Source organism: Pseudomonas sp. 43(2021) (assembly GCF_017490805.1).
Classification (GTDB): domain Bacteria; phylum Pseudomonadota; class Gammaproteobacteria; order Pseudomonadales; family Pseudomonadaceae; genus Aquipseudomonas.
Genome location: NZ_JAFGYJ010000001.1, coordinates 92,785 through 112,958, shown reverse-complemented (window position 1 = coordinate 112,958; position 20,174 = coordinate 92,785). Strand labels below are relative to the sequence as shown.

Genomic DNA, 20,174 nt, shown 5'->3' with positions numbered 1-20,174 from the left:
CTGATTATCAGGTCAAGTCCTACAACTCCGCTGCCGATTGGCAGAGGTGTGATGCCGGCAATGCGCCCGCATCCCCCTTTTCAATCGCACGGAGACTCACCATGCTCGGCTACCTCAACCGCAAGCTCGGCAACATCAGTGTCGGTGCCAAGCTCGCCCTCGGCTTTGCCGTGGTCCTGCTGCTTACCCTGGCCACCACCATCAGCGGCTGGCGTGCACTGGATGGCGCTATTGTCCGTTCACAGCAACTCAGCGAAATAGGCCAGATAAACGATCTGACCAAGGACCTGCGCGCAGAGCGCATCACTTACCGCGTGCTGAACGACAACGCCAGCAAGTCACGCATCATCACCATCCTCGATCAACTGAACAGCATGCTTGCCACGCTGCAACAACGCAGCAACGTCGATGAGTCACGGCAGATGCTGACCGACAAACTGGCACTGCTGCAGCGCCTGCGCGATGACTTCAGCGAACTGCAACGCACCGTCGCCAACCGTATCGCCCTGCGCGAGGCCATGCAGGCGCAGGAACAGAAGCTCAACGAGGCGATCGACGAACTGCAGACCCAGGCCTTGCTGGAGATGCCTGCCGACAGTCAGCAAGGCGGTGTGCTGAGCCTGATGGATACCCTCAGCCGGCATATCGACGGTGCCAACCAGCAGAGCTTGGTGCCGGCCTACACCTTCACCCCTGTCGAGGACTTCGCCAAGGTCGGCGACAGCGCCCTGGACGCTGCCGATACCAGCCTGGGGCAACTGCTCAAGAGCCTTGCTCCGCTGCGCCTGCCACGCGCCGTCACCGAGCAGCCCGGAATCGAGCTGGCCAAATACCGCACCAGCCTGGACCAGTACCGCCACGCCGCGGTGCAGGTCGAGCAATTGCAGAACAACCTGGAAAAGATGGGCAATGAGTTGCGCGCGGTAAGCCTGGAGCTCGGCAAGCGCAAGGTCGAGCAACGCGACAGCGAAGCCCTGGCTGCCCGCTCGCTGCTGACCAGCGTGGCGCTACTGGCGCTGGCGGTGGGTGTGCTGGCCGCCTGGCTGATCACCCTGCAGATCACCCAACCCTTGCGCCAGACCCTGGCCGTGGCCGCACGCATCGCCAAGGGCGACCTGAGCCAGGTCGAAACGGTGCAGCGGTGCGACGAGATGGGCCAGTTACAGACCAGCATGCGCGAAATGACCTTGAGCCTGCGCGAGCTGATCGGTGGCATCGACCAAGGCGTCGGGCAACTGTCACAGGCAGCCTCGGAGCTGGCGACCAGCAGCGAGGACACCAAGCTGCGCATCAACCAGCAGCGCGAGGAAACCGACCAGGTGGCAACTGCCATGAACCAGATGAGCGCCACCGTACAGGAAGTGGCGCAGAACGCCGAACAGGCCTCTCTGGCCGCGACAAACGCCGACCAGCAGGCGCAGATGGGCGACCAGGTAGTGGCCGAGGCCATCGGCCGTATCGAACAACTGGCCAGGCAGATGGACCATTGCCTGGCGGCCATGCAGCATCTGGCAGGCGAGAGCCAGCGTATCAGCGGCATCCTCGATGTGATCAAGTCGGTGTCCGAGCAGACCAACCTGCTGGCCCTGAACGCGGCGATCGAAGCGGCACGGGCCGGTGAAGCCGGGCGCGGTTTTGCCGTGGTGGCGGACGAAGTACGTGGGCTGGCGCAGCGCACCTCGACGGCGACCGAGGAAATTGGCCAACTGATCGACAGCCTGCACAACGGGACTGATGAAGTGACACGGTTGCTGGACAGCAGCAAGAGCCTGACCGAACAGAGCGTGGAGCTGAGCCGCAAGGCAGGGCATGCGTTGAGCCAGATCACCGATACGGTGTCGAACATCCAGGGCATGAACCAGCAGATTGCCACGGCCAGCGAAGAGCAGAGCGTGGTGGCCGAGCAGATCAACCGCAGCGTGCTGAATGTGCGCGATGTGTCGGATCAGACCAGTGCGGCCAGTGAGCAGACGGCGGCGTCGAGTGGCGAACTGGAGCAGTTGGGGCAACAGTTGCGGGGGATGGTGGGGCGGTTCAACATCTAGACAGGAGTCGCCTGCTTCGCGGGTAAACCCGCTCCTACAAGTACCTCGCCGCTCTCAAAGTCGGTGCAGTACCTGTGGGAGCGGGTTTACCCGCGAAGAGGCCGGTGCAGGTTAAAGCACCTGGCGCAGGAACGCCTGCGCGCGCGGGTCCTTCGGCGCGGCAAAGAACGCGGCCGGGGCCGAATCCTCCAGCAGCTTGCCATGGTCGAAGAACAACACCCGGTCAGCCACTTCACGGGCGAAGCCCATCTCGTGGGTAACGCAGACCATGGTCATGCCTTCCTGGGCCAGGGTCTTCATCACGTCCAGCACCTCGCCGACCATTTCCGGGTCAAGCGCCGAGGTCGGCTCGTCGAACAGCATCACCTTCGGGTCCATGGCCAAGGCGCGGGCGATCGCCACCCGCTGCTGCTGGCCGCCGGACAGGCGCGACGGGTATTCGTTGGCTTTCTGCGCAATGCCAACCTTCTCCAGCAGCGCCCTGGCCTTGGCCTCGCGGTCGGCCTTGTTACGCTTGCGCACCACCTTCTGCGCCAGGCACAGGTTTTCCAGCACGGTCATGTGCGGGAACAGGTTGAAGTGCTGGAACACCATGCCGACTTCACGGCGGTAGGCGTTGATGTCGGTCTTCGGGTCGGCCAGTTGCAGGCCATCGATGGCCACATGGCCTTCGTCGAAATGCTCCAGGCCGTTGAGGCAGCGCAGGAAGGTCGACTTGCCCGAACCCGACGGGCCGAGTACCACCACCACTTCGCCCTTGGCGACCTGGGTGGTGACGTTGTCCACAGCCCGTACCACGTGGCCACGGGTGTCGAAGACTTTCAGCAGGTCACGGACTTCAATCACTTTGCGCAAGCCTCCGCTCGAGCCGGCTTGCCAGGTGCGACAGCGGCAGGTTGATCAGCAGGTACAGGCCTGCCACGCAGAACCAGATCTCGAAGGTCGAGAACGAGGTGGTGATGGCCTCGCGGCCGCTCTTGGTCAGTTCGGTGATGGCGATCACCGAGACCAGCGAGGTGTCCTTGACCAGGCTGATGAACTGGCCGGCCAAAGGCGGCAGCACGCGTTTGAACGCCTGCGGCAGGATCACGTGGCGCATCGACTGGCCCGCGTTCAGGCCCAGCGAGCGGGCCGCTTCGTTCTGGCCCTTGGCGATGGACTGCACGCCGGCACGAACGATTTCAGCCACGTAGGCGCCGGTGAACAGCGCCAGTGCGGCCACCCCGGCAAACTCGCGGGACAGGTTGAGCACGGTACCGATGAAGAAGTAGAAGATGAAGATCTGCACCAGCAGCGGGGTACCGCGCACCAGTTCGACATACACCGTCGTCAGGTCACGCAGGGTGGGGTTGCTGGACAGCCGGCAGAGGCCGGCGAACAAGCCGATCAGCAGGCCCAGGGCACCGGAAACCACCGAAATCCACAGGGTGGTCCACAGCCCCCAGACCAGCGGGCCGGCCGCCCAGTGGCGGGTGACGCCAATCTGGTCGCCTTCGGCCACATCGTCGCCGCGGGCCAGCTGCAGGCTGTCCTTGGCCACGTCGAGTACCTGCTCGGCACCGTTCTCATCTTTCAGCGTGACACGGGCATTGTCGCCCGAGATGACGATCTCCTGCACGGTGCCGTAACCGGCGGCGCGCTGTGCTTCCTCGGCCTTGTAGGCGAAGTACTGCGGTACGCGGTTCCAGCGCCACTCGTAGGAAATCATCGAGGTGGCCATATACAGGCTGAACGCCAGGCCCACCAGGACCAGGGCAGTCAAACCGTGCCAGGGCCACTGGGCTTTCTTGTGTTTGATCACGTGGGGTACTTCCGTAAATGCGAACGCGCAGGGTTTGCCTGCGCGTCGGGGTCATAAAGCCGGGCTTGTGGCCTGGGCCTTATTCCATTTCCTTCAGCCAGTCCTTGTTCTTGAACCACTTGTCGTGAATACGATCGTAGGTCCCGTCATGCTTGATCTGGTGCAGGAAGTTGTTGATGAAGTTGATGCTGTCGTAGTCGCCTTTCTTCAGGCCGAAGGCCAGCGGCTCGTAGGTGAAGGGTTCTTCGAGGAACAGCAGCTTGCCGGCACCGGCCTTGTCCACTGCCACCACGTTGTACGGTGCGTCGTAGACGAAGGCATCAGCCTTGCCATTGACCACGTCCATCACCGCTTCCTGCTCGTTGTCGTAGCCGTGGTACTTGGCCTTGGCGATCAGCTTCTTGGAAACCATTTCGCCGGTGGTACCGAGCTTGGAGGTGATGCGGTACTTCTCGTTGTTCAGGTCCTTGTACGACTTGATCTCGCCCGCCAGCTCCTTGCGGATCAGCAGGGTCTGGCCAACCACGATGAAAGGTTCGCTGAAGTTCAGGCGCAGGTTGCGTTCCTGGGTCAGGGTCATGCCGCTGCCGATCATGTCGAACTTGTCGGTCAGCAGTGCCGGGATGATGCCGTCATAGGCGGTGGAAACTGGCTCGAACTTGACGCCCATGGACTTGGCCATGGCTTTGAGGATATCGACTTCGAAGCCGATGATCTCGCCACGCTTGTTGGTCATCTGGAATGGCATGTAGGTCGGGTCCATGCCCACCCGCAGGGTGCCGCGCTTGACCGCGTCATCGATAGCACCCGCCTGGGCCGCCGTCACGGCGACCAGGGCGGTGACACCGACCAGCAGTCGCGAAAGGTATTTCTTGATCATCACCAAGTCCCCTAGCAAGAAAAGTAGCGAATCTTATTGTTGGCATGGCCGTAGCGGCCGATGCGTCATATCGGAGAGGGATGCTAACGCATGGCGGCTCGGGGACCTAGAGCCGGGGGGGACTTTGTTGGCCAAAATCGAGGGAGGGCCCTAAAAGCTTCGCGGGCACGCCCGCTCCCACAGGTACAGCGCATGCCTCAAAGGCTGTGAAGTACCTGTAGGAGCGGGCGTGCCCGCGAAGAGGCCCGATCAGGCGCCGACGAGTGCCGGTTGGCCTTCATTCTCCGGGTGCAGCGGCAACAGCGGCGAATGCGGGTCGTTCTTGATCGATGCACGCCACACGTTGATCCACGCCGCATTGTGCTCGGCCCAGACCTGCTCGTGCAGGCGGGTCAGCGCCACCGGGTCGCTGAGCAGGGCCAGGCGGGTATTGAGGTCCAGGCCTTGCGGCCCGACTTCCATCGCCTTGGCCACACGCTCGACGCGCAGTGCCTCGATCGGTGCCGCCTGGCCATGACGGGCAGTGGCCATGGCACAGGCCAGGGCGTTCTGCCGCGGGTCGACCACGGCCCGCACGAAGCCGTCATGCAGGGCATGCCAGCGGTTTTCGTGGGTATACCGGTCGGTGGCCAGCAGCTCTTGCGGGGTGGCGTATTCCTCGGGGATGAGGAACAGCTTCTCGTCCTTGGCCGCCAGGCCCAGGCGGGTGCGGCTGGAGATCACCGAAACCGGGATCGACAGCACCAGCGAACCGACGATTGGCGCCAGCCACCACAGGAAGCTCGGGTTCAGCCAGGCCACCAGCGCCGCCCAGGCAATGCCCAGCAGGGTCTGCGGGCCATGGCGGCGCACCGCTTCGCTCCACGGCGTGGAGTCATCGTCACGCTGCGGCGAATTCCAGGTCGCGGCCCAGCCGAGGAACGCAGCCAGCACGAAGCGGGTGTGGAAGATCATGCGCACCGGTGCCAGCAGCATGGAGAACAGCATCTCCATCAACATCGACAGGGTGACCTTGATGCGCCCGCCAAACTCGGTCGCGCCCTTGGCCCAGATCAGGATGACGCTGAGCAGCTTGGGCAGGAACAGCAACACGATGGTGGTGGAGAACAGCGCTACGGCCTTCTCCGGGTGCCACTGCGGCCACAGCGGGTAGAGCTGGTACGGCTCGATGAAGTACTGCGGCTCCATCAGCGTGTTGGTCGCCAGCAGCGCGGTCGACAGCACCAGGAACAGGAACCACAGTGGCGCCGACAGGTACGACATCACCCCGGTGAGGAACACTGCACGGTGCACCGGGTGCATGCCCTTGACCAGGAACAGGCGGAAGTTCATCAGGTTGCCGTGGCACCAGCGGCGGTCGCGCTTGAGCTCGTCGAGCAGGTTCGGCGGCAGTTCTTCGTAGCTGCCCGGCAGGTCGTAGGCAATCCACACGCCCCAGCCGGCACGGCGCATCAGCGCGGCTTCGACGAAGTCGTGGGAGAGGATTGCACCGGCGAACGCGCCCTTGCCCGGCAACGGCGCCAGGGCGCAGTGCTCGATGAACGGCTTCATGCGGATGATCGCATTGTGACCCCAGTAGTGCGACTCGCCCAGTTGCCAGAAGTGCAGGCCGGCGGTGAACAGCGGGCCGTACACGCGGGTGGCGAACTGCTGCAGACGCGCATACAGGGTGTCCATGCCCGAGGCTTTAGGCCCGGTCTGGATGATGCCGGCGTCCGGGTTGGCCTCCATCAGGCGCACCAGGCTGCTCAGGCACTCGCCGCTCATGACGCTGTCGGCGTCGAGTACGACCATGTACTTGTACTCGCCGCCCCAACGACGGCAGAAGTCGTCGAGGTTGCCGCTCTTGCGCTTCACCCGGCGCCGACGGCGACGGTAGAAGATGCGGCCAAAGCCTTTGGTTTCGCGGCACACGTCCAGCCAGGCCTGTTGCTCGGCCACGGCGATGTCGGTGTCGTTGGTGTCGCTGAGCACGAAGAAGTCGAAGCGGTCAAGGTTGCCGCTGGCAGCCACCGACTCGAACGTTGCGCGCAGGCCGGCGAACACGCGTGGCACGTCTTCGTTGCAGATCGGCATCACCAGCGCGGTACGCGCCTCGGGCGCGATCGGCTCGTTGCCTGCGCTGCTACCGGAAATCTTGTACTTGTCACGCCCGGTGAGCAGCTCGAGGAAGCCCATCAGCGCGGTCCAGAAGCCCGCCGACACCCAGCAGAACAGAATGCCGAAGAGGATCAGGATGGACGTCTGCAAGGCATACGGCCATACCTGCACCACGGTGTCCCAAAGCGGCTGGTTGACGACTTCGTCAAAGTCCACGAACGACCAGCCCTGATACGGCAGGATGCCCTTCATGTACCAGCCGGCGACGATGGTCTGGCCGATCATCAGCGCCAGCAGGATGTAACGGCGGATCGAGCCGACCGTGCGCCAGCGGGCCGGCGGCAGCTCGCGCTTGGGCGGCTGCGGCGCGTTGGTACGGCCGGTCATGCGCCGCCACATGCGGATCAGCACGTTGGTGCGCCATGGCTCGGGCACGACCTTGGTGCGCTTGATCGGCGGGGCGATCTTCAGGCACAGGCGGCCGCTGCCGTCGACGCCAAGCATTTCGGCGTCTTCCAGCTCGGCGGCGCTGCCTACGGTCAGGCGCGGGCCCACCGAGGCCTGCACGGCCTCGGCAGAGCTGGCGGCCGGGTTGGCCGCCAGGCGTTGGTGCAGCTCACTGAATGACGTGCAGCTGGCGAGTTCCGCCCGTTGCTCGTCGCTCAGTGGTAGGTGGGCCAGGTACTCGCGAAGCGATTCCGGCCTTGCGCTTGAGTTACTCATCGGCAGGCAACTGATAGCTCCAGGTCTCGGTCAGCACCTTCTCGGTGGTGGCCGGGGTCCCGTTGGTGGGCGCCGCATCGGCGGCAGGTTGTTCGGCCTTGGCGGTTTTCTCGGCCTTGGCTTGCTTGGCTGCAGCCTTGTCCTGCTTGGCAGGTTTGGCGGCTTCGACCGGCACGTCACGCACCAGCGCGGCACGCATTTCGGTCGACTTGTTGGCTTCCTTGACCTTCAAACGCAGGGTCAGGCGCCAGCCCTTGGTCTCAGGGTTATAGCGCAGGTTGTTCTCGACCACCTCGGCGTTGTCGGCCACGCTGATCTGGCTGCGCACGGCGGTGTCTTCCGGCAGGGCGGCCAGTGCCGGGCCGGCGAAGTCGACCAGGAAGGCCACGCTGCCGTCTGGCTGGCGGATCAGGTTGGACTGCTTGACGTCGCCAGTGGAACGCAGGGTCTGCTTGACCCAGCCCAGCTCGGGGGCCTGGAACTTCGGCTCGTCGATAGTCCAGTGCAGACGGTAGGCGTACTCGAATGGCTTGCCTGGCTCAGGCAGCTTTTCCGGGCTCCAGAAGGCCACGATGTTGTCGTTGGTCTCGTCGGCAGTCGGGATTTCGACCAGGTCGACGGTACCCTTGCCCCAGTCACCCTTCGGCTCGATCCAGGCGCTCGGGCGCTTCTGGTAGTTGTCGTCGAGGTCTTCGTAGTCGCTGAAGGCGCGCTGGCGCTGCATCAGGCCGAACCCACGCGGGTTCTCGACGCTGAAGTTGCTCACGGCCAGGTGTTTCGGGTTGTTCAGCGGGCGCCACAGCCACTCGCCGTTGCCGGCATGGATCGACAGGCCTTCGGAGTCGTGCAGGGCCGGGCGGTAGTTGAGGACCTTGGACGGCTGGTTGGGGCCGAACAGGTACATGCTGGTCAGCGGGGCGATGCCCAGGCGGCTGACATGGTCACGCAGGAACACGCGGGACTGCACGTCGACCACGGTGTCGTTGCCCGGGCGCAGGGTCAGCTTGTAGGCGCCGGTGGAACGCGGCGAGTCCAGCAGGGCGTAGATCACCAGATGCTTGTCGGTCGGCTTGGGCTTCTCGACCCAGAACTCGGTGAAGCGCGGGAACTCCTCGCCCGACGGCAGTGCGGTGTCGATGGCCAGGCCACGGGCCGACAGACCATATACATGACCCTTGCCGACCACGCGGAAATAGCTGGCGCCAAGCAGGGTCATGATCTCGTCCTGCTTGTCGGCCTTGTTGATCGGGTACAGCACGCGGAAACCGGCGTAACCCAGGTTCTTGGTGGTTTCCGGGTCGTGGGGCACGTCACCGAATTCGAAACGGCTCGGGTCGTACTTGATTTCCTCGACCTTGGTGGCGGTGACCTCGTTGATCTTCACCGGGGTGTCGAAGTGCATGCCCTGATGATAGAACGACAGTTTGAACGGAGTCTTGTCCTTGGCCCACTCGGCCTTTTCCTGCAGGAAATGAATCTTCTGGTAGTCCGCAAACTTCATGTCGCGGAATACGGCTGGCAGGTTGCTTTTCGGTGCGTCGTACTTCTGGCCGGCCAGATCCTTTGCCTTGGCTGCAACATCGTCAAGATTGAATGCCCACAGCTGGCCCGCGCTCATCAGGCCGATCAGTGCCACACTGGCCATCAGGGCCTTGCGTAGCCCGGTTCCGGGGATTCTTGATGCTTTTTGGGGACTAACAATCACGAGCAACCCTCGCCGAAAACAGATCATGAAACCAACGGCCAGCGACAAATGCCGGGTTGGCGAGCACTGTTCGGACCCCGTGAGGGCGTAATGATTCCCCAAACGGATCCAGACAATGCTCGAGTCAGAGTGAAACGAACCTGCGAACGCAGGTCCATGCAGCGCGCGATTATCCAGCAGGTCGCGTGACAACGCATCAGGCTGGAACAACTATTTATCGTACAAAACCCCTTGTTTTCTTGTGAACAAGGGGTTTTTTGCCCTCACATTTGTAACATAAATGTTACGGGGCCATCATTGACCAGGTGCACCTGCATGTCTGCGCCGAATTGCCCGCTTGCCACGTCGGCGTGCCGAGCCCTGGCTTGCTGCAAAAGATAGTCGAACAACTCGGCGCCGAGGGCCGGTGGCGCTGCCGTCGAGAAGCTCGGGCGCATGCCGTTGCGGGTGTCTGCCGCCAGGGTGAACTGCGACACCAGCAACAAACCACCCCCGACATCCTTGAGCGACAGGTTCATCTTGCCCTGCTCGTCACTGAACACCCGGTAGTTCAACAGCTTGTGCAGCAGCTTGTCGGCCTGCTCACGGGTATCTTCAGGCTCGACGGCCACCAGCACCAGCAAACCTTGGTCGATGGCACCTACCACCTCCCCCGCTACTTCCACCCGTGCGCCGCGCACACGTTGCAGCAGGCCCCTCATGCTTCTTCCAGGGGCAGATCGAGCAAACGTCGGGCCATCTGATCGGCAGCACGCACCAAGGCATCGGTGATGCCCGGTTCGGAAGCCGCGTGGCCAGCGTCACGGATAACCTTCAGTTCGCTGTTCGGCCAGGCCTGGTGCAGCGCCCAGGCGTTGTCCAGCGGACAAATCACATCATAGCGGCCATGCACGATCACCGCCGGCAGATGAGCAATTTTCGGCAGGTCGCGAATCAGCTGATCCGGCTCGAGGAAAGCATTGTTCATGAAGTAGTGGCATTCGATACGGGCGATCGACAGCGCGCGCTGCGGCTCGGAGAAGCGATCGACCACCAGCGGGTTGGGGCGCAAGGTGGCAGTACGGCCCTCCCAGGTGGACCAGGCCTTGGCCGCGTGCATCTGGGCGATCTGGTCGTTGCCGGTCAGGCGCTTGTGGAAGGCCGATACCAGGTCACCGCGCTCTTCCGGCGGGATCGGCGCGATGTAGTCCTGCCAGTAGTCGGGGAACAGGCGGCTGGCGCCTTCCTGGTAGAACCACTGGATTTCCTGGGGGCGGCACAGGAAGATACCGCGCAGGATCAGGCCATGTACCCGCTCGGGGTGGGTCTGGGCGTAGGCCAGGGCCAGGGTGGAACCCCACGAGCCGCCGAACAGCACCCATTTATCAATGCCCAGGTGCTCGCGGATGCGCTCCAGGTCCTCGACCAGGTGCCAGGTGGTGTTGTTCTCCAGGCTCGCGTGCGGCGTGGAGCGACCACAGCCGCGCTGGTCGAAGGTGATGATGCGGTACAGGGTGGGGTCGAAGTAGCAGCGGCTCTGGGCGTCGCAACCGGCGCCCGGGCCGCCGTGGATGAATACCACTGGCAGACCTTCTGGCGAGCCGCTTTCATCGACATACAGCACATGCGGCGCTTCCACGGCCAGATCGTGCCGGGCGTAAGGTTTGATCTGCGGGTACAGGGTCTGCATTGCGCACTCCGTGTGAGGATTGTTCAGCCGTGGGCCATCATAAACCTGAATTGCGCTTTGAGCACTGCCCCTGAAGGGCACATATATCTACCTCCCACAGCCCGGACAGGCCAGCGATAGTCCCTTGCCCCAAATCAAGCAAGGGCCTCGCCATGCCAACTGCAGTCACTGCCGCGCCTAGTGTTCACTACGCCACCATCGAGCGCAAAGTCCCCACCTGGCTCAAGCAGGCTCCGCCAGAAACCCACCGCGCGATGCGCAACTGGCTTCAAACCCCTGCCTGGCTGGCAACGGCACTCCAGCAACAACCGGAGGTCGCCAAGGCATGGCAGGAGGAGCATGCACGCCACCGCGAACACCAGGCGCAGGTGCACAAGCTGTTCGAACAGCTTCCAACCCTGGAAACCTACGCCACCCAAGCACTCACCGAAGCCGTCAAGCAGCAATTCGGGCTTGACCTGGACGTGCGCAACACCTACCTCATCGATGCCCGCCTGATCGAGGCGACCAATGCCATCGACAGCCGCCAGGCCATCGACCGGGCTACGCGCTCGCTTCTGCATTGCGCCTTGCACAACTTCGACCTGCCCGCCACCACCGAACATGGCATGGACGCGCCCGCTAGCCTGCTGAAGAAGTCGGTCATCGTCGATCATCGGCGCTTCATGGGTACCGTGCCGATCATCAATGCACTGGACATCGCCGCCGAAGACTTCGCCGACTTGTGTCGCACGCTGGATATCGGCGGCAAGTACCATGAGCGGGTACATGCCATCTACTATCCGGCGGCCACGCCGCCGCTCAGCGCCGATGAAACCGCACTGGCCGTTTATGAAACCCTGGGGCGTGCCGAGGTCTCGGCATTCCGGCAATCCCTGCATTTCGCCCGCCTCAAGGGCGACATCAGCGAAACGCTATATACCGCCGCTCTAGCCGCGCCACTTGACCAGGCGGCGTCGCCCTCCTCACCGATTACCTTCAGCTTGCTCGACTTGTGGGAAGCCGAACTGACCGGGGTTGTGCTCATCACCCTGCAAGCCACAGGGCATCAGGCCGTGGCCCTGTATATTCCTGAAGACAGCACGACGCCACTCAAGGAGTTCACCAGCCAGAAAGCCCTGCACGACGAATTGCGCGACAGGCTCCAGGCCGATATCGGCTACCTGGACAGGCACCTCGCCGAGCGCGACAAGGCGCCCATAATCACCCGCGTCAAGGACCGGCTCACCCCCCTCGCCTGGAGTGTTCGCGGCCTGCAGGAACGTGTTCCGGACCCGCACGCCACCCTGTACCCGGTCAAAAGGCCTTTCAGCCACGCATTCCAGGGCGTGATGGCCTTCCAGAAGGCCCAGCGTCATGAGAAGGATGTGCTGTTCCACGCCACGCCGACCGAAATCGTCGACCGGCGCACCGCACTCGCCCACCGGGAACTGATTGCCAGCCGCGTACTGACGGGCTTGAACATCGCCGGCTTCTTCGTGCCGGGGCTGGGCGAAGCGATGCTTGCCGTGTGCCTGGCCCAGCTGGCCCATGAGGTGTATGACGGTATCGACGCCTGGGAAAACGACGAGCGTGATACAGCCTATGGCTACCTGGTCGATGTGATCGAAAACGTGGCGATCATGGCCGCCCTCGGCGCGGCAGCCAAGGCATTGGGAGCTTCACGGGGCGGCGAAGCCGGCAACGCGCTGGAAGGGCCGGAGATCGAAGAGCCAGCGGATGAGGCGCCAGAGCTGGCACGTATTCCTGTGGAAACGCCTTCCTTCATCGAAGAACTGGAAGACGTGGAAACACCCGATGGCCAGACGCGCCTGTGGAAACCCGACCTCACGCCCTACCAAAGCACAGAGACACTGCCCGACGACCTGGTACCGGACGAACTGGGCCTACGGCATCACCAAGGGAGACGCTGGCTGGTATTGCAGGGCAATCAGTACATCGTCACACCAGCGCCAACGACCGGTGAGTATCGTCTGCAACACCCGGCAAATCCTCGCCGCTACCAACCGCCAGTGCGGCACAACGGTGCCGGGGCATGGTTGCAGGTAACGGACAAGCCACTGAGTTGGTCGGGCACGACGCTATTGCGCCGTATCGGCCACTTGAGCGCGCACTTCGACGAGCCGACACTGCAACGGATTTTCGCCGTCAGCGGCATACACGAAGACGAGCTGCGCCGGGCCCTGGCCGACAGCCAACGGTTGCCGGCCTTGCTGGAAGACACCCTGCAACGCTTCAAGCTGGACGAAACGATCCGCCAACTGCCGGATGCCAGCACTCGCCCAGCTGAGTTTTCCAAGGCCTATGCCAGCCTGCCGCTCAGCCTGGCGCCGGGCGCCGAGGCCATACAGCGGGTGTACCCGAAACTGCCGGTAGCAGTCGCCAACGAGCTGGCGCGCGGCGCCAGTACCGACGAGCTGCAAATGCTCGACAACGGCAAGGTACCACTGCGCCTTGGCGAGGAGGCCCGCGTCTACCAGCAACACATCCGCCTGGCCCGCGCCCGTGAAGGGCTGTACCTGTCCAGCGTGCCAAACTGGGACAGCGACCGGTTGATCATGCACACCCTCGAACGCCTGCCAGGCTGGCCCACAGAAGCCAGGCTCCGGCTGCTCCAGCGTGTGTCCTGGCCGACCCAGGACCATGCCATAGGCCCGCTGGACGACCACCCGTACAAGACCATCACCCACGCCCGGGCAGGGTACATCGTCCACGACGAAAACCTGTCGAGTGCGGTGGTCACAACCCACCCAAGCCTTTACGCCGCCTTGTACGAGGCACTGCCAGCGGCCATGGCACAAATGGATGTCGCCGCCCCGCAAGCGCTGCAGCGCCTTGTACAGGAAAGCCCGTTGCTGCCTCGCCCGGCCCTGAGGGTGCTGCTGGGCATGCAGCCCGTACGCCCTGGCTATCGCTCCCCCATGCGCCTGGCCGACGGCCGCCTCGGCTACCCGCTCAGTGGCGGCGGCCCGGCCACGCAAGGCGTCACCCGCCAGCGCCTGCTCGAAGCTGTCGAAGCCACAGGCCTCGCTGCACGTACCGGCCGCTCCCCGGACCAGGTGCTGCTGGCACTTGCCGGTCACGGCCGTACACCGCTGCAGATATTCGAACATTTGCAGACACTGCTGGAGCAGCGCAACGAGCTGCAAAGCAGGCTGGACGACTGGAGCGAAGCCATTTCGCCGGCAACCGATCAGGCAGCACACGACTACGACAACCTGCGTGACTCGATCATGCAACATTGGTACGACGCCGCACTGGACGACAGCGCCGGGCCTGGCACCGAGCTGCGTATCGCCCGTGTGCCCCTGGCCGACATCCCCCTGACCTTGCCCGATTTCTTCAACGCACGGGTGCGCAGCCTGAGCCTGATCGACCTGCCTTCAGGAACCCTGGCAGGCTGGGCGCAAAACGAGCGCCTGCTGCAGCGCCTGCTCAGGCAGATGCCACAGATCGAGTCGCTGGAAATCAGCCGGCCGTTCGACCCCAGGGCAACGCCCTCGTCCTTCCTGTTTTGCATTCCCACCATCACCGAACACTTGCCAGGGTTGCAACGGCTGGTGATCACCAACCAGAACATGGCGCTTTCCGAAAGTGACCTGAACCTGCTGGCAGGGCTTCGCCAGTTGAGGTACCTGGACCTGAGTGGTAACCGTCTGGCGCAGGGCAACAGGCCAAGTTTCCATGAACTGACCCTGGACTACCTGGGCCTGGACCAGATGCAGCTGGCCCAATGGCCAATCGGGATTGGCAGCGACGCCTTGGCGCGCATTGCCCGTCTGTCGTTGCGCCACAACAACCTCAGGTCGTTGCCCTCGTTCCTGCTTCACGAAACAGACACGCTGACCACTCCACCGGTGATCGCCCTGGAAGGCAACAGCATCAATGAATCCCACCTGCAGCGCTTGCTGCTGAATGAGCGTTTCGACACGTCGGGTATCACCACGGACCAGCCCGCAGCACTTTCCGAACAGCTCGCCCGCATTCGCGAGGAGCGACAACAGATGCGCGAAGCGATCGATGGCTGGGCCCAGGCGTCCAGCTCGAGCAACCCCTTGACCCAGGCCGCACTGGCAGACAGGCAGCGCATCGAGTCGGCGATCAGTCAATTCTGGGAACAACAGGAGCAGGGCCAGTCATACCTTCGCTTGCAACTCGAGGAGGTGGCCATCGAGCATTTCCCCAGGCGGCTTCCGGCGTTCTTCGGTGCGCGCGTGCGTGCACTTGGCCTGACGCGGTTACGGGGCAGCGCCTCGCAGCTCGATGAACTGCTCAGGCGGTTCCCGAACGTCACCCGACTGACCATCGACGAGCACCAGGCCGCCACCCCCGCGCTGGCATCGGCCCTGGCTCGCCTTCCCCAGCTCGCCTACCTGGAGTTTCGCAACATGGGGCTGGAAGTCGACCAGGCCATGCTGGATATCTTCGCAGGGCTGCAACATCTGACCTCGCTGGACCTGTCAGGCAACCGTGTGGGCAGCATCGAGCGGGTACCCGCATCACTGTCCAGCAGCCTGCAGTCACTCGCACTGACCAACATGAACCTGCAAGCCTGGCCTAGCTGGTGTGACAGCTTGCTGCCGCTGGAGCTGCTGGACCTGAGCTCGAACAACATTACCCAGTTGCCCGAGCACATCCTCTCGAACCTGAACAACCCCATGCCGATCTCGTCGATCGCCCTGTTCGACAACCCGCTGCCGCTTGAAACCATCCTGCGGGTACGCGCGTTCTCGGACAGCAGCCAGCACAGCTATTCCTTTGCCCTGGATATTCCGGGCAACCTGATGGCCGTCGATTCTTCGAGCGAAGGGTCACTCGACCACCCTCACTTCCCCCTGCTGGGCGACGATACGCCCAGGCTGGAGGACTGGATGCTGGGCAGCGAGGCGCAGAACGAGGCGCTGCAGGACTGTTGGGAACAACTGGAAGGCAGTGACCTGTTGCGTCTGGTGGGCCGTTTGCACAATGCCGCCCCATACGTTGACCCGAATACGCGAACCACCTTCTGCGAACGGGTACGCATGATGCTGGTGGTGGCTGCAAGCAACGAATCCGAACGACCGATCATGGAGAGCATCGCCGCAGCAGCGTTGCCAGACCCGGAAACCGGCTCGCAGACCTGCCATGATGGCGCGCTGCAGGAGTTCAACAACATTGAACTGTACCTGATGAGCCAACGCCTGTTGATCGACGCCGGCGATACCCTGCAAGCACTGCGACATCGCCTGTTGCAGCTTTTCCGGATCGAACGGCTGGAGTTACTGGCCAACCAACGGACTGGCACGGGTGACCGGGTCTCGGTGCGCCTGGCCTACCGTCGCGAACTGGCCAGGGAACTGGACCTGCCGATCGCCGACAGCATGCGTTTTCGAGGGGCTGCGAACCTCGCGCGCGATGAGCTATCCAACGTGCTGGAAAAGGTCCGTAAAAGTGAACTGAGCGATGCACTGGTCGACTACATGCTGGCGAATCCGGATTGGAGCATGCGTCTGCGAACCGAATATGCCGACCGCTTCGCCGAAATAGAGGCCCGTTTCCGCCTGCGCGTGCTCGAACTGGCCAGCAAGGACCACTCGCTTCAGGATGAGTTGAACTTGCAGCAAGGCCTGCAGGATGACAAGGATCAGGAAGAGCAGGAGCTACTGCGCGAACTCACCATCAAGCAGATCAACACCAACTGACCCGCAGTGACTGGCGACGCGCATGACCTGCATCGCGTCGCCATTCTCGTTGGCGAGCTTCACCGCGCGTAACGCGCCTCGCCCCAGTCCAGCAGCGCCTGCAGAAGCTGTTTCAACACCTCCTGTGTCGGCCGGGCCAGGTCTTCGCGGTAATCGAACGGCTCGGTTTCCTCCATGTAGGTGCTCTGCGCCAGCTCCAGCTGCACCGCATGGATGTGGTTGGCCGGGTCGCCATAATGCCGGGTGATATGCCCGCCCTTGAAGCGGCCATTGAGCACATGGCTGTAGCCCTGGGCCTGGGCGCAGACCCCATTCAGCTGTTCGGCCAGAACCGGGTCGCAGCTGGCGCCGTTGAAGGTGCCCAGGTTGAAGTCTGGCAGCTTGCCGTCGAACAGGTGCGGGATCAGCGAACGGATCGAGTGGGCGTCCCACAGCAGGGCGTAGCCGAACTGCTCGCGCAGCCGCGCCAGCTCGCGACGAATCGTGTCGTGGTAGGGGCGCCAGATCTGCTCCAGATACTGCTTGCGTTCCTCGCCAGTCGGCTCCAGCCCGTCCTTGAACAATGGCTCGCCATCGAACAGCGTGGCTGGGTACAGGCCAGTGGTGGCGCCGGCGTACAGCGGCTTGTCGTCATCCGGGCGGTTCAGGTCGATGACGAAGCGCGAATACTCCGCTGCCACCACACTGGCGCCCATCTCGCGGGCAAAGTCATACAGCCGTGGAATATGCCAGTCGGTATCCGGCAGGCTGCGCGCCTGGTCGACCAGGCCATCTCGTACAGCCGGCGACAGTTTCAGGCCGGCATGGGGCATGCTGATCAGCAGCGGCAGGCGGCCCTGGTGAAAACTCAGTACCTTGTCCATCGTGCCTCTCTCAGTTGGAAATCTCGTGGCCCTTGCGCACCACGCGCTTGGGCAGGTCACCGCCCAGCCAGTAGGCCAGGTCGGCTGGGCGTTCGATCCGCCAGGCGACGAAGTCGGCGACCTTGCCCACTTCCAGCGAGCCATGGCTGTCGCCCAGGCCCAGCGCCGTGGCCGCGTGCACGGTGACACCGGCCAAGGCTTCTTCCGGGGTCATGCGGAAGCAGGTGCAGCCCATGTTCAGCATCAGCCGCAGCGACAGCCCTGGCGAGGTGCCGGGGTTGAGGTCACTGGCCAGGGCGATCTTCACGCCGTGGCGGCGCAGCGCGTCCATCGGCGGCAGCTGGGTTTCGCGCAGGAAGTAGAACGCGCCCGGCAGCAGCACGGCGACCGTGCCAGCGTTTGCCATGGCAATGGCGTCGTCCTCGGTCATGAACTCCAGGTGGTCGGCTGACAGCGCCTGGTAGCGCGCCGCCAGGCTGGAACCGTGCAGCGAGGACAACTGCTCGGCGTGCAACTTGACCGGCAGGCCCAGCTCGCGCGCCTTGATGAACAGCCGCTCGACCTGGGCCGGGGAGAACGCCAGGTGTTCGCAGAAGGCATCCACGGCGTCCACCAGGCCTTCGGCGGCCAGGGCCGGCAACATTTCGTCGCAGATATGCGCGATGTAGTCGTCAGCCCGGCCGGCGTACTCCGGCGGCAAGGCGTGGGCGGCCAGGCAGGTGGCGCGCACCGCCAGCGGCAACTCGTCGGCCAGGCGCCGGGCCACGCGCAGCATCTTGCGCTCGTTGGCCAGGTCCAGGCCGTAGCCGGACTTGACCTCGATGGTGGTCACGCCGTCACGCATCAGCGCCTGGACCCGCTGACGAGCACTGGCGAACAACTCGTCCTCGCTGGCCGCGCGGGTGGCCCGCACGGTGCTGGCGATGCCACCGCCCTGTGCGGCGATTTCGGCATAGCTCACGCCCTGCAGGCGCTGCTCGAACTCACCGCTGCGGTTGCCACCGAACACCGCATGGGTGTGGCAGTCGATCAGCCCCGGGGTGACCCAGGCGCCGCCCAGGTCCACCGTACGCTCGGCCTCGACCGACGCAAGCTCGGTGCGTGGGCCGATCCACTCGATCAGCCCGGCGTTGGTGACAATGGCCGCGTCCTCGATGGCCGAGTAACGGCCCTCGGCCATGGTTGCCACATGGCAGTGCTGCCAGACGGTTCTCATACATTTACTCCTGTACTAGCGGTGCAGCTCGGCCGGTTGCGCTGCCGGCTGGCCCTGCCCTGCGCGCGGCTTGCACCACAGCAGGTAGGACGCCACCAGGAACACCACCCAGACCACGCCGACAAGCAATGCCGCCTGGGTATCCGGGAAGTAACCGAGCACGCCAAAGATGAACACCATGAACGCAATGGCCATGGCCGGGCCGTAAGGCCAGAACGGTACCGGGAACTGCAACTGGGCCACCTGCTCACGGCTCATGCTGCGGCGCATGGCCACCTGGGTGACCAGGATCATCAGCCACACCCACACGGTGGCGAAGGTGGCGATCGATGCGATCAGCAGGAACACGTTCTCCGGGATCAGGTAGTTGAGCAGCACACCGATCAGCAGCGCAGCACCCATCACCACCACGGTCATCCATGGCACGCCGTGCTTCGACAGCTTGCTGAAGCCGCGCGGGGCATGGCCTTGCTGAGCGAGGCCGTACATCATGCGACCGGCGCCGAAGATGTCGCTGTTGATGGCCGAGATCGCGGCGGAAATAACCACGACGTTCAGCACGGCGGCGGCGGAACCGATGCCCAGGTTGCTGAAGATCTGCACGAACGGGCTGCCCTGGCTGCCGATTTGTGGCCATGGGAACAGGCACATCAGCACGAACAGGGTGAGCACGTAGAACAGCAGGATGCGCAACGGCACGGCGTTGATCGCCTTGGGGATGACCCGCTGCGGGTCCTTGGCCTCACCGGCGGTGACGCCGATGATCTCGATGCCGCCGAAGGCGAACATCACCACGGCAAAGGAGGCGATCAGGCCACCCACGCCATTGGGCATGAAGCCACCGTGGTCGAACAGGTTGCTGACACCCACGGCTTGCCCGGTGCCTACCTGGCTGAAGCCGAATGCCATGATGCCGAGGCCGGCCAGGATCATCGCCACGATGGCGCCGACCTTGAGCAGCGACAGCCAGAATTCCATTTCGCCAAAGACCTTGACGTTGCACAGGTTGAGGCCGCCGATCAGGAAGACGATGCCCAGCACCCAGATCCAGCGGGCCACTTCCGGGAACCAGAAGCCCATGTAGATACCGAAGGCGGTAACGTCGGCGATGGCGACGATGACCATCTCGAAGGCGTAGGTCCAGCCGAGGATGAAGCCGGCCATGGGGCCGAGGTAGGTGCTGGCGTAGTGGCCGAACGAGCCGGCAACCGGGTTGTGCACGGCCATTTCACCGAGCGCGCGCATGACCATGTACACGGCGGCGCCACCGATCAGGTAGGCCAGCAGCACGGCTGGGCCGGCCATCTGGATGGCCGAGGCGGAGCCGTAGAACAGGCCCGTGCCGATGGCGGAACCGAGGGCCATGAAACGGATGTGGCGGGCACTCAGCCCGCGCTTGAGACCTTGAGCTTGTTGCATGTCACGTCCTTGAATTGTTTTTGTGGTCGTGAGATCGAGGGGGCCGCCATGCTGCCCAATCGCGAGCAAGCT

General features: G+C 63.6%; 12 protein-coding genes. 2 read left to right on the top strand and 10 right to left on the bottom strand.

Features of this window, described 5'->3' with window-relative positions:
• The first annotated feature begins 101 nt into the window (after positions 1–101).
• Positions 102–2,045 carry a methyl-accepting chemotaxis protein gene (locus J5M71_RS00455; protein ID WP_207828430.1) on the top strand — a complete coding sequence of 648 codons (1,944 nt, stop codon included), beginning with the start codon at positions 102–104 and terminating at the stop codon, positions 2,043–2,045.
• Positions 2,046–2,156: 111 nt separating this feature from the next.
• On the opposite strand, the gene J5M71_RS00450 is transcribed toward J5M71_RS00455, so the two are convergent.
• From J5M71_RS00450 to pip, 7 genes are all read right to left on the bottom strand, one after another.
• Positions 2,157–2,891: an amino acid ABC transporter ATP-binding protein gene (locus J5M71_RS00450; RefSeq protein ID WP_063912406.1), complete on the bottom strand. Its 735-nt coding sequence runs from the start codon at positions 2,889–2,891 to the stop codon at positions 2,157–2,159.
• On the bottom strand, positions 2,884–3,846 hold the full coding sequence (locus J5M71_RS00445; protein WP_087499690.1) for an amino acid ABC transporter permease: 963 nt from the start codon (positions 3,844–3,846) through the stop codon (positions 2,884–2,886). The genes J5M71_RS00450 and J5M71_RS00445 overlap by 8 nt, the downstream gene beginning before the upstream one ends.
• A 79-nt stretch (positions 3,847–3,925) precedes the next feature.
• The gene (locus tag J5M71_RS00440) at positions 3,926–4,723 is read right to left on the bottom strand and encodes a transporter substrate-binding domain-containing protein (RefSeq protein WP_024087841.1); all 798 of its coding nucleotides are present in this window, start codon (positions 4,721–4,723) and stop codon (positions 3,926–3,928) included.
• A gap of 252 nt (positions 4,724–4,975) precedes the next feature.
• Positions 4,976–7,549, bottom strand: a complete 2,574-nt coding sequence (gene mdoH, locus J5M71_RS00435) for a glucans biosynthesis glucosyltransferase MdoH (RefSeq protein ID WP_207828402.1) — start codon at positions 7,547–7,549, stop codon at positions 4,976–4,978.
• Positions 7,542–9,254 (bottom strand): glucan biosynthesis protein G, encoded by a 1,713-nt coding sequence (locus tag J5M71_RS00430; RefSeq protein WP_207828394.1) that lies wholly within the window; start codon positions 9,252–9,254, stop codon positions 7,542–7,544. Before J5M71_RS00430 ends, mdoH begins: the two co-directional genes overlap by 8 nt.
• A 263-nt stretch (positions 9,255–9,517) precedes the next feature.
• Entirely contained in the window at positions 9,518–9,955 is a 438-nt protein-coding gene (gene dtd / locus J5M71_RS00425) for a D-aminoacyl-tRNA deacylase (RefSeq protein WP_207828391.1), read from the bottom strand.
• Positions 9,952–10,923 carry a prolyl aminopeptidase gene (pip, locus tag J5M71_RS00420; RefSeq protein WP_207828389.1) on the bottom strand — a complete coding sequence of 324 codons (972 nt, stop codon included), beginning with the start codon at positions 10,921–10,923 and terminating at the stop codon, positions 9,952–9,954. Before pip ends, dtd begins: the two co-directional genes overlap by 4 nt.
• A gap of 152 nt (positions 10,924–11,075) precedes the next feature.
• Here pip and J5M71_RS00415 point away from each other — a divergent pair, with 152 nt between their 5' ends.
• Positions 11,076–16,604 (top strand): DUF6543 domain-containing protein, encoded by a 5,529-nt coding sequence (locus J5M71_RS00415; RefSeq protein WP_233688154.1) that lies wholly within the window; start codon positions 11,076–11,078, stop codon positions 16,602–16,604.
• 59 nt (positions 16,605–16,663) lie between these two features.
• Here J5M71_RS00415 and hutG read toward each other — a convergent pair whose 3' ends face one another.
• Genes hutG through J5M71_RS00400 form a run of 3 tightly spaced genes read right to left on the bottom strand, consistent with a single transcriptional unit; the run spans position 16,664 to position 20,102 of the window.
• Positions 16,664–17,467 (bottom strand): N-formylglutamate deformylase, encoded by an 804-nt coding sequence (gene hutG / locus J5M71_RS00410; protein WP_207828386.1) that lies wholly within the window; start codon positions 17,465–17,467, stop codon positions 16,664–16,666.
• A 10-nt stretch (positions 17,468–17,477) separates the two neighbouring features.
• Complete coding sequence (gene hutI / locus J5M71_RS00405) at positions 17,478–18,683, bottom strand: imidazolonepropionase (RefSeq protein WP_207828384.1); 1,206 nt, start codon at positions 18,681–18,683, stop codon at positions 17,478–17,480.
• 15 nt (positions 18,684–18,698) lie between these two features.
• Positions 18,699–20,102: an amino acid permease gene (locus tag J5M71_RS00400; RefSeq protein ID WP_207828382.1), complete on the bottom strand. Its 1,404-nt coding sequence runs from the start codon at positions 20,100–20,102 to the stop codon at positions 18,699–18,701.
• Positions 20,103–20,174: the final 72 nt, after the last annotated feature.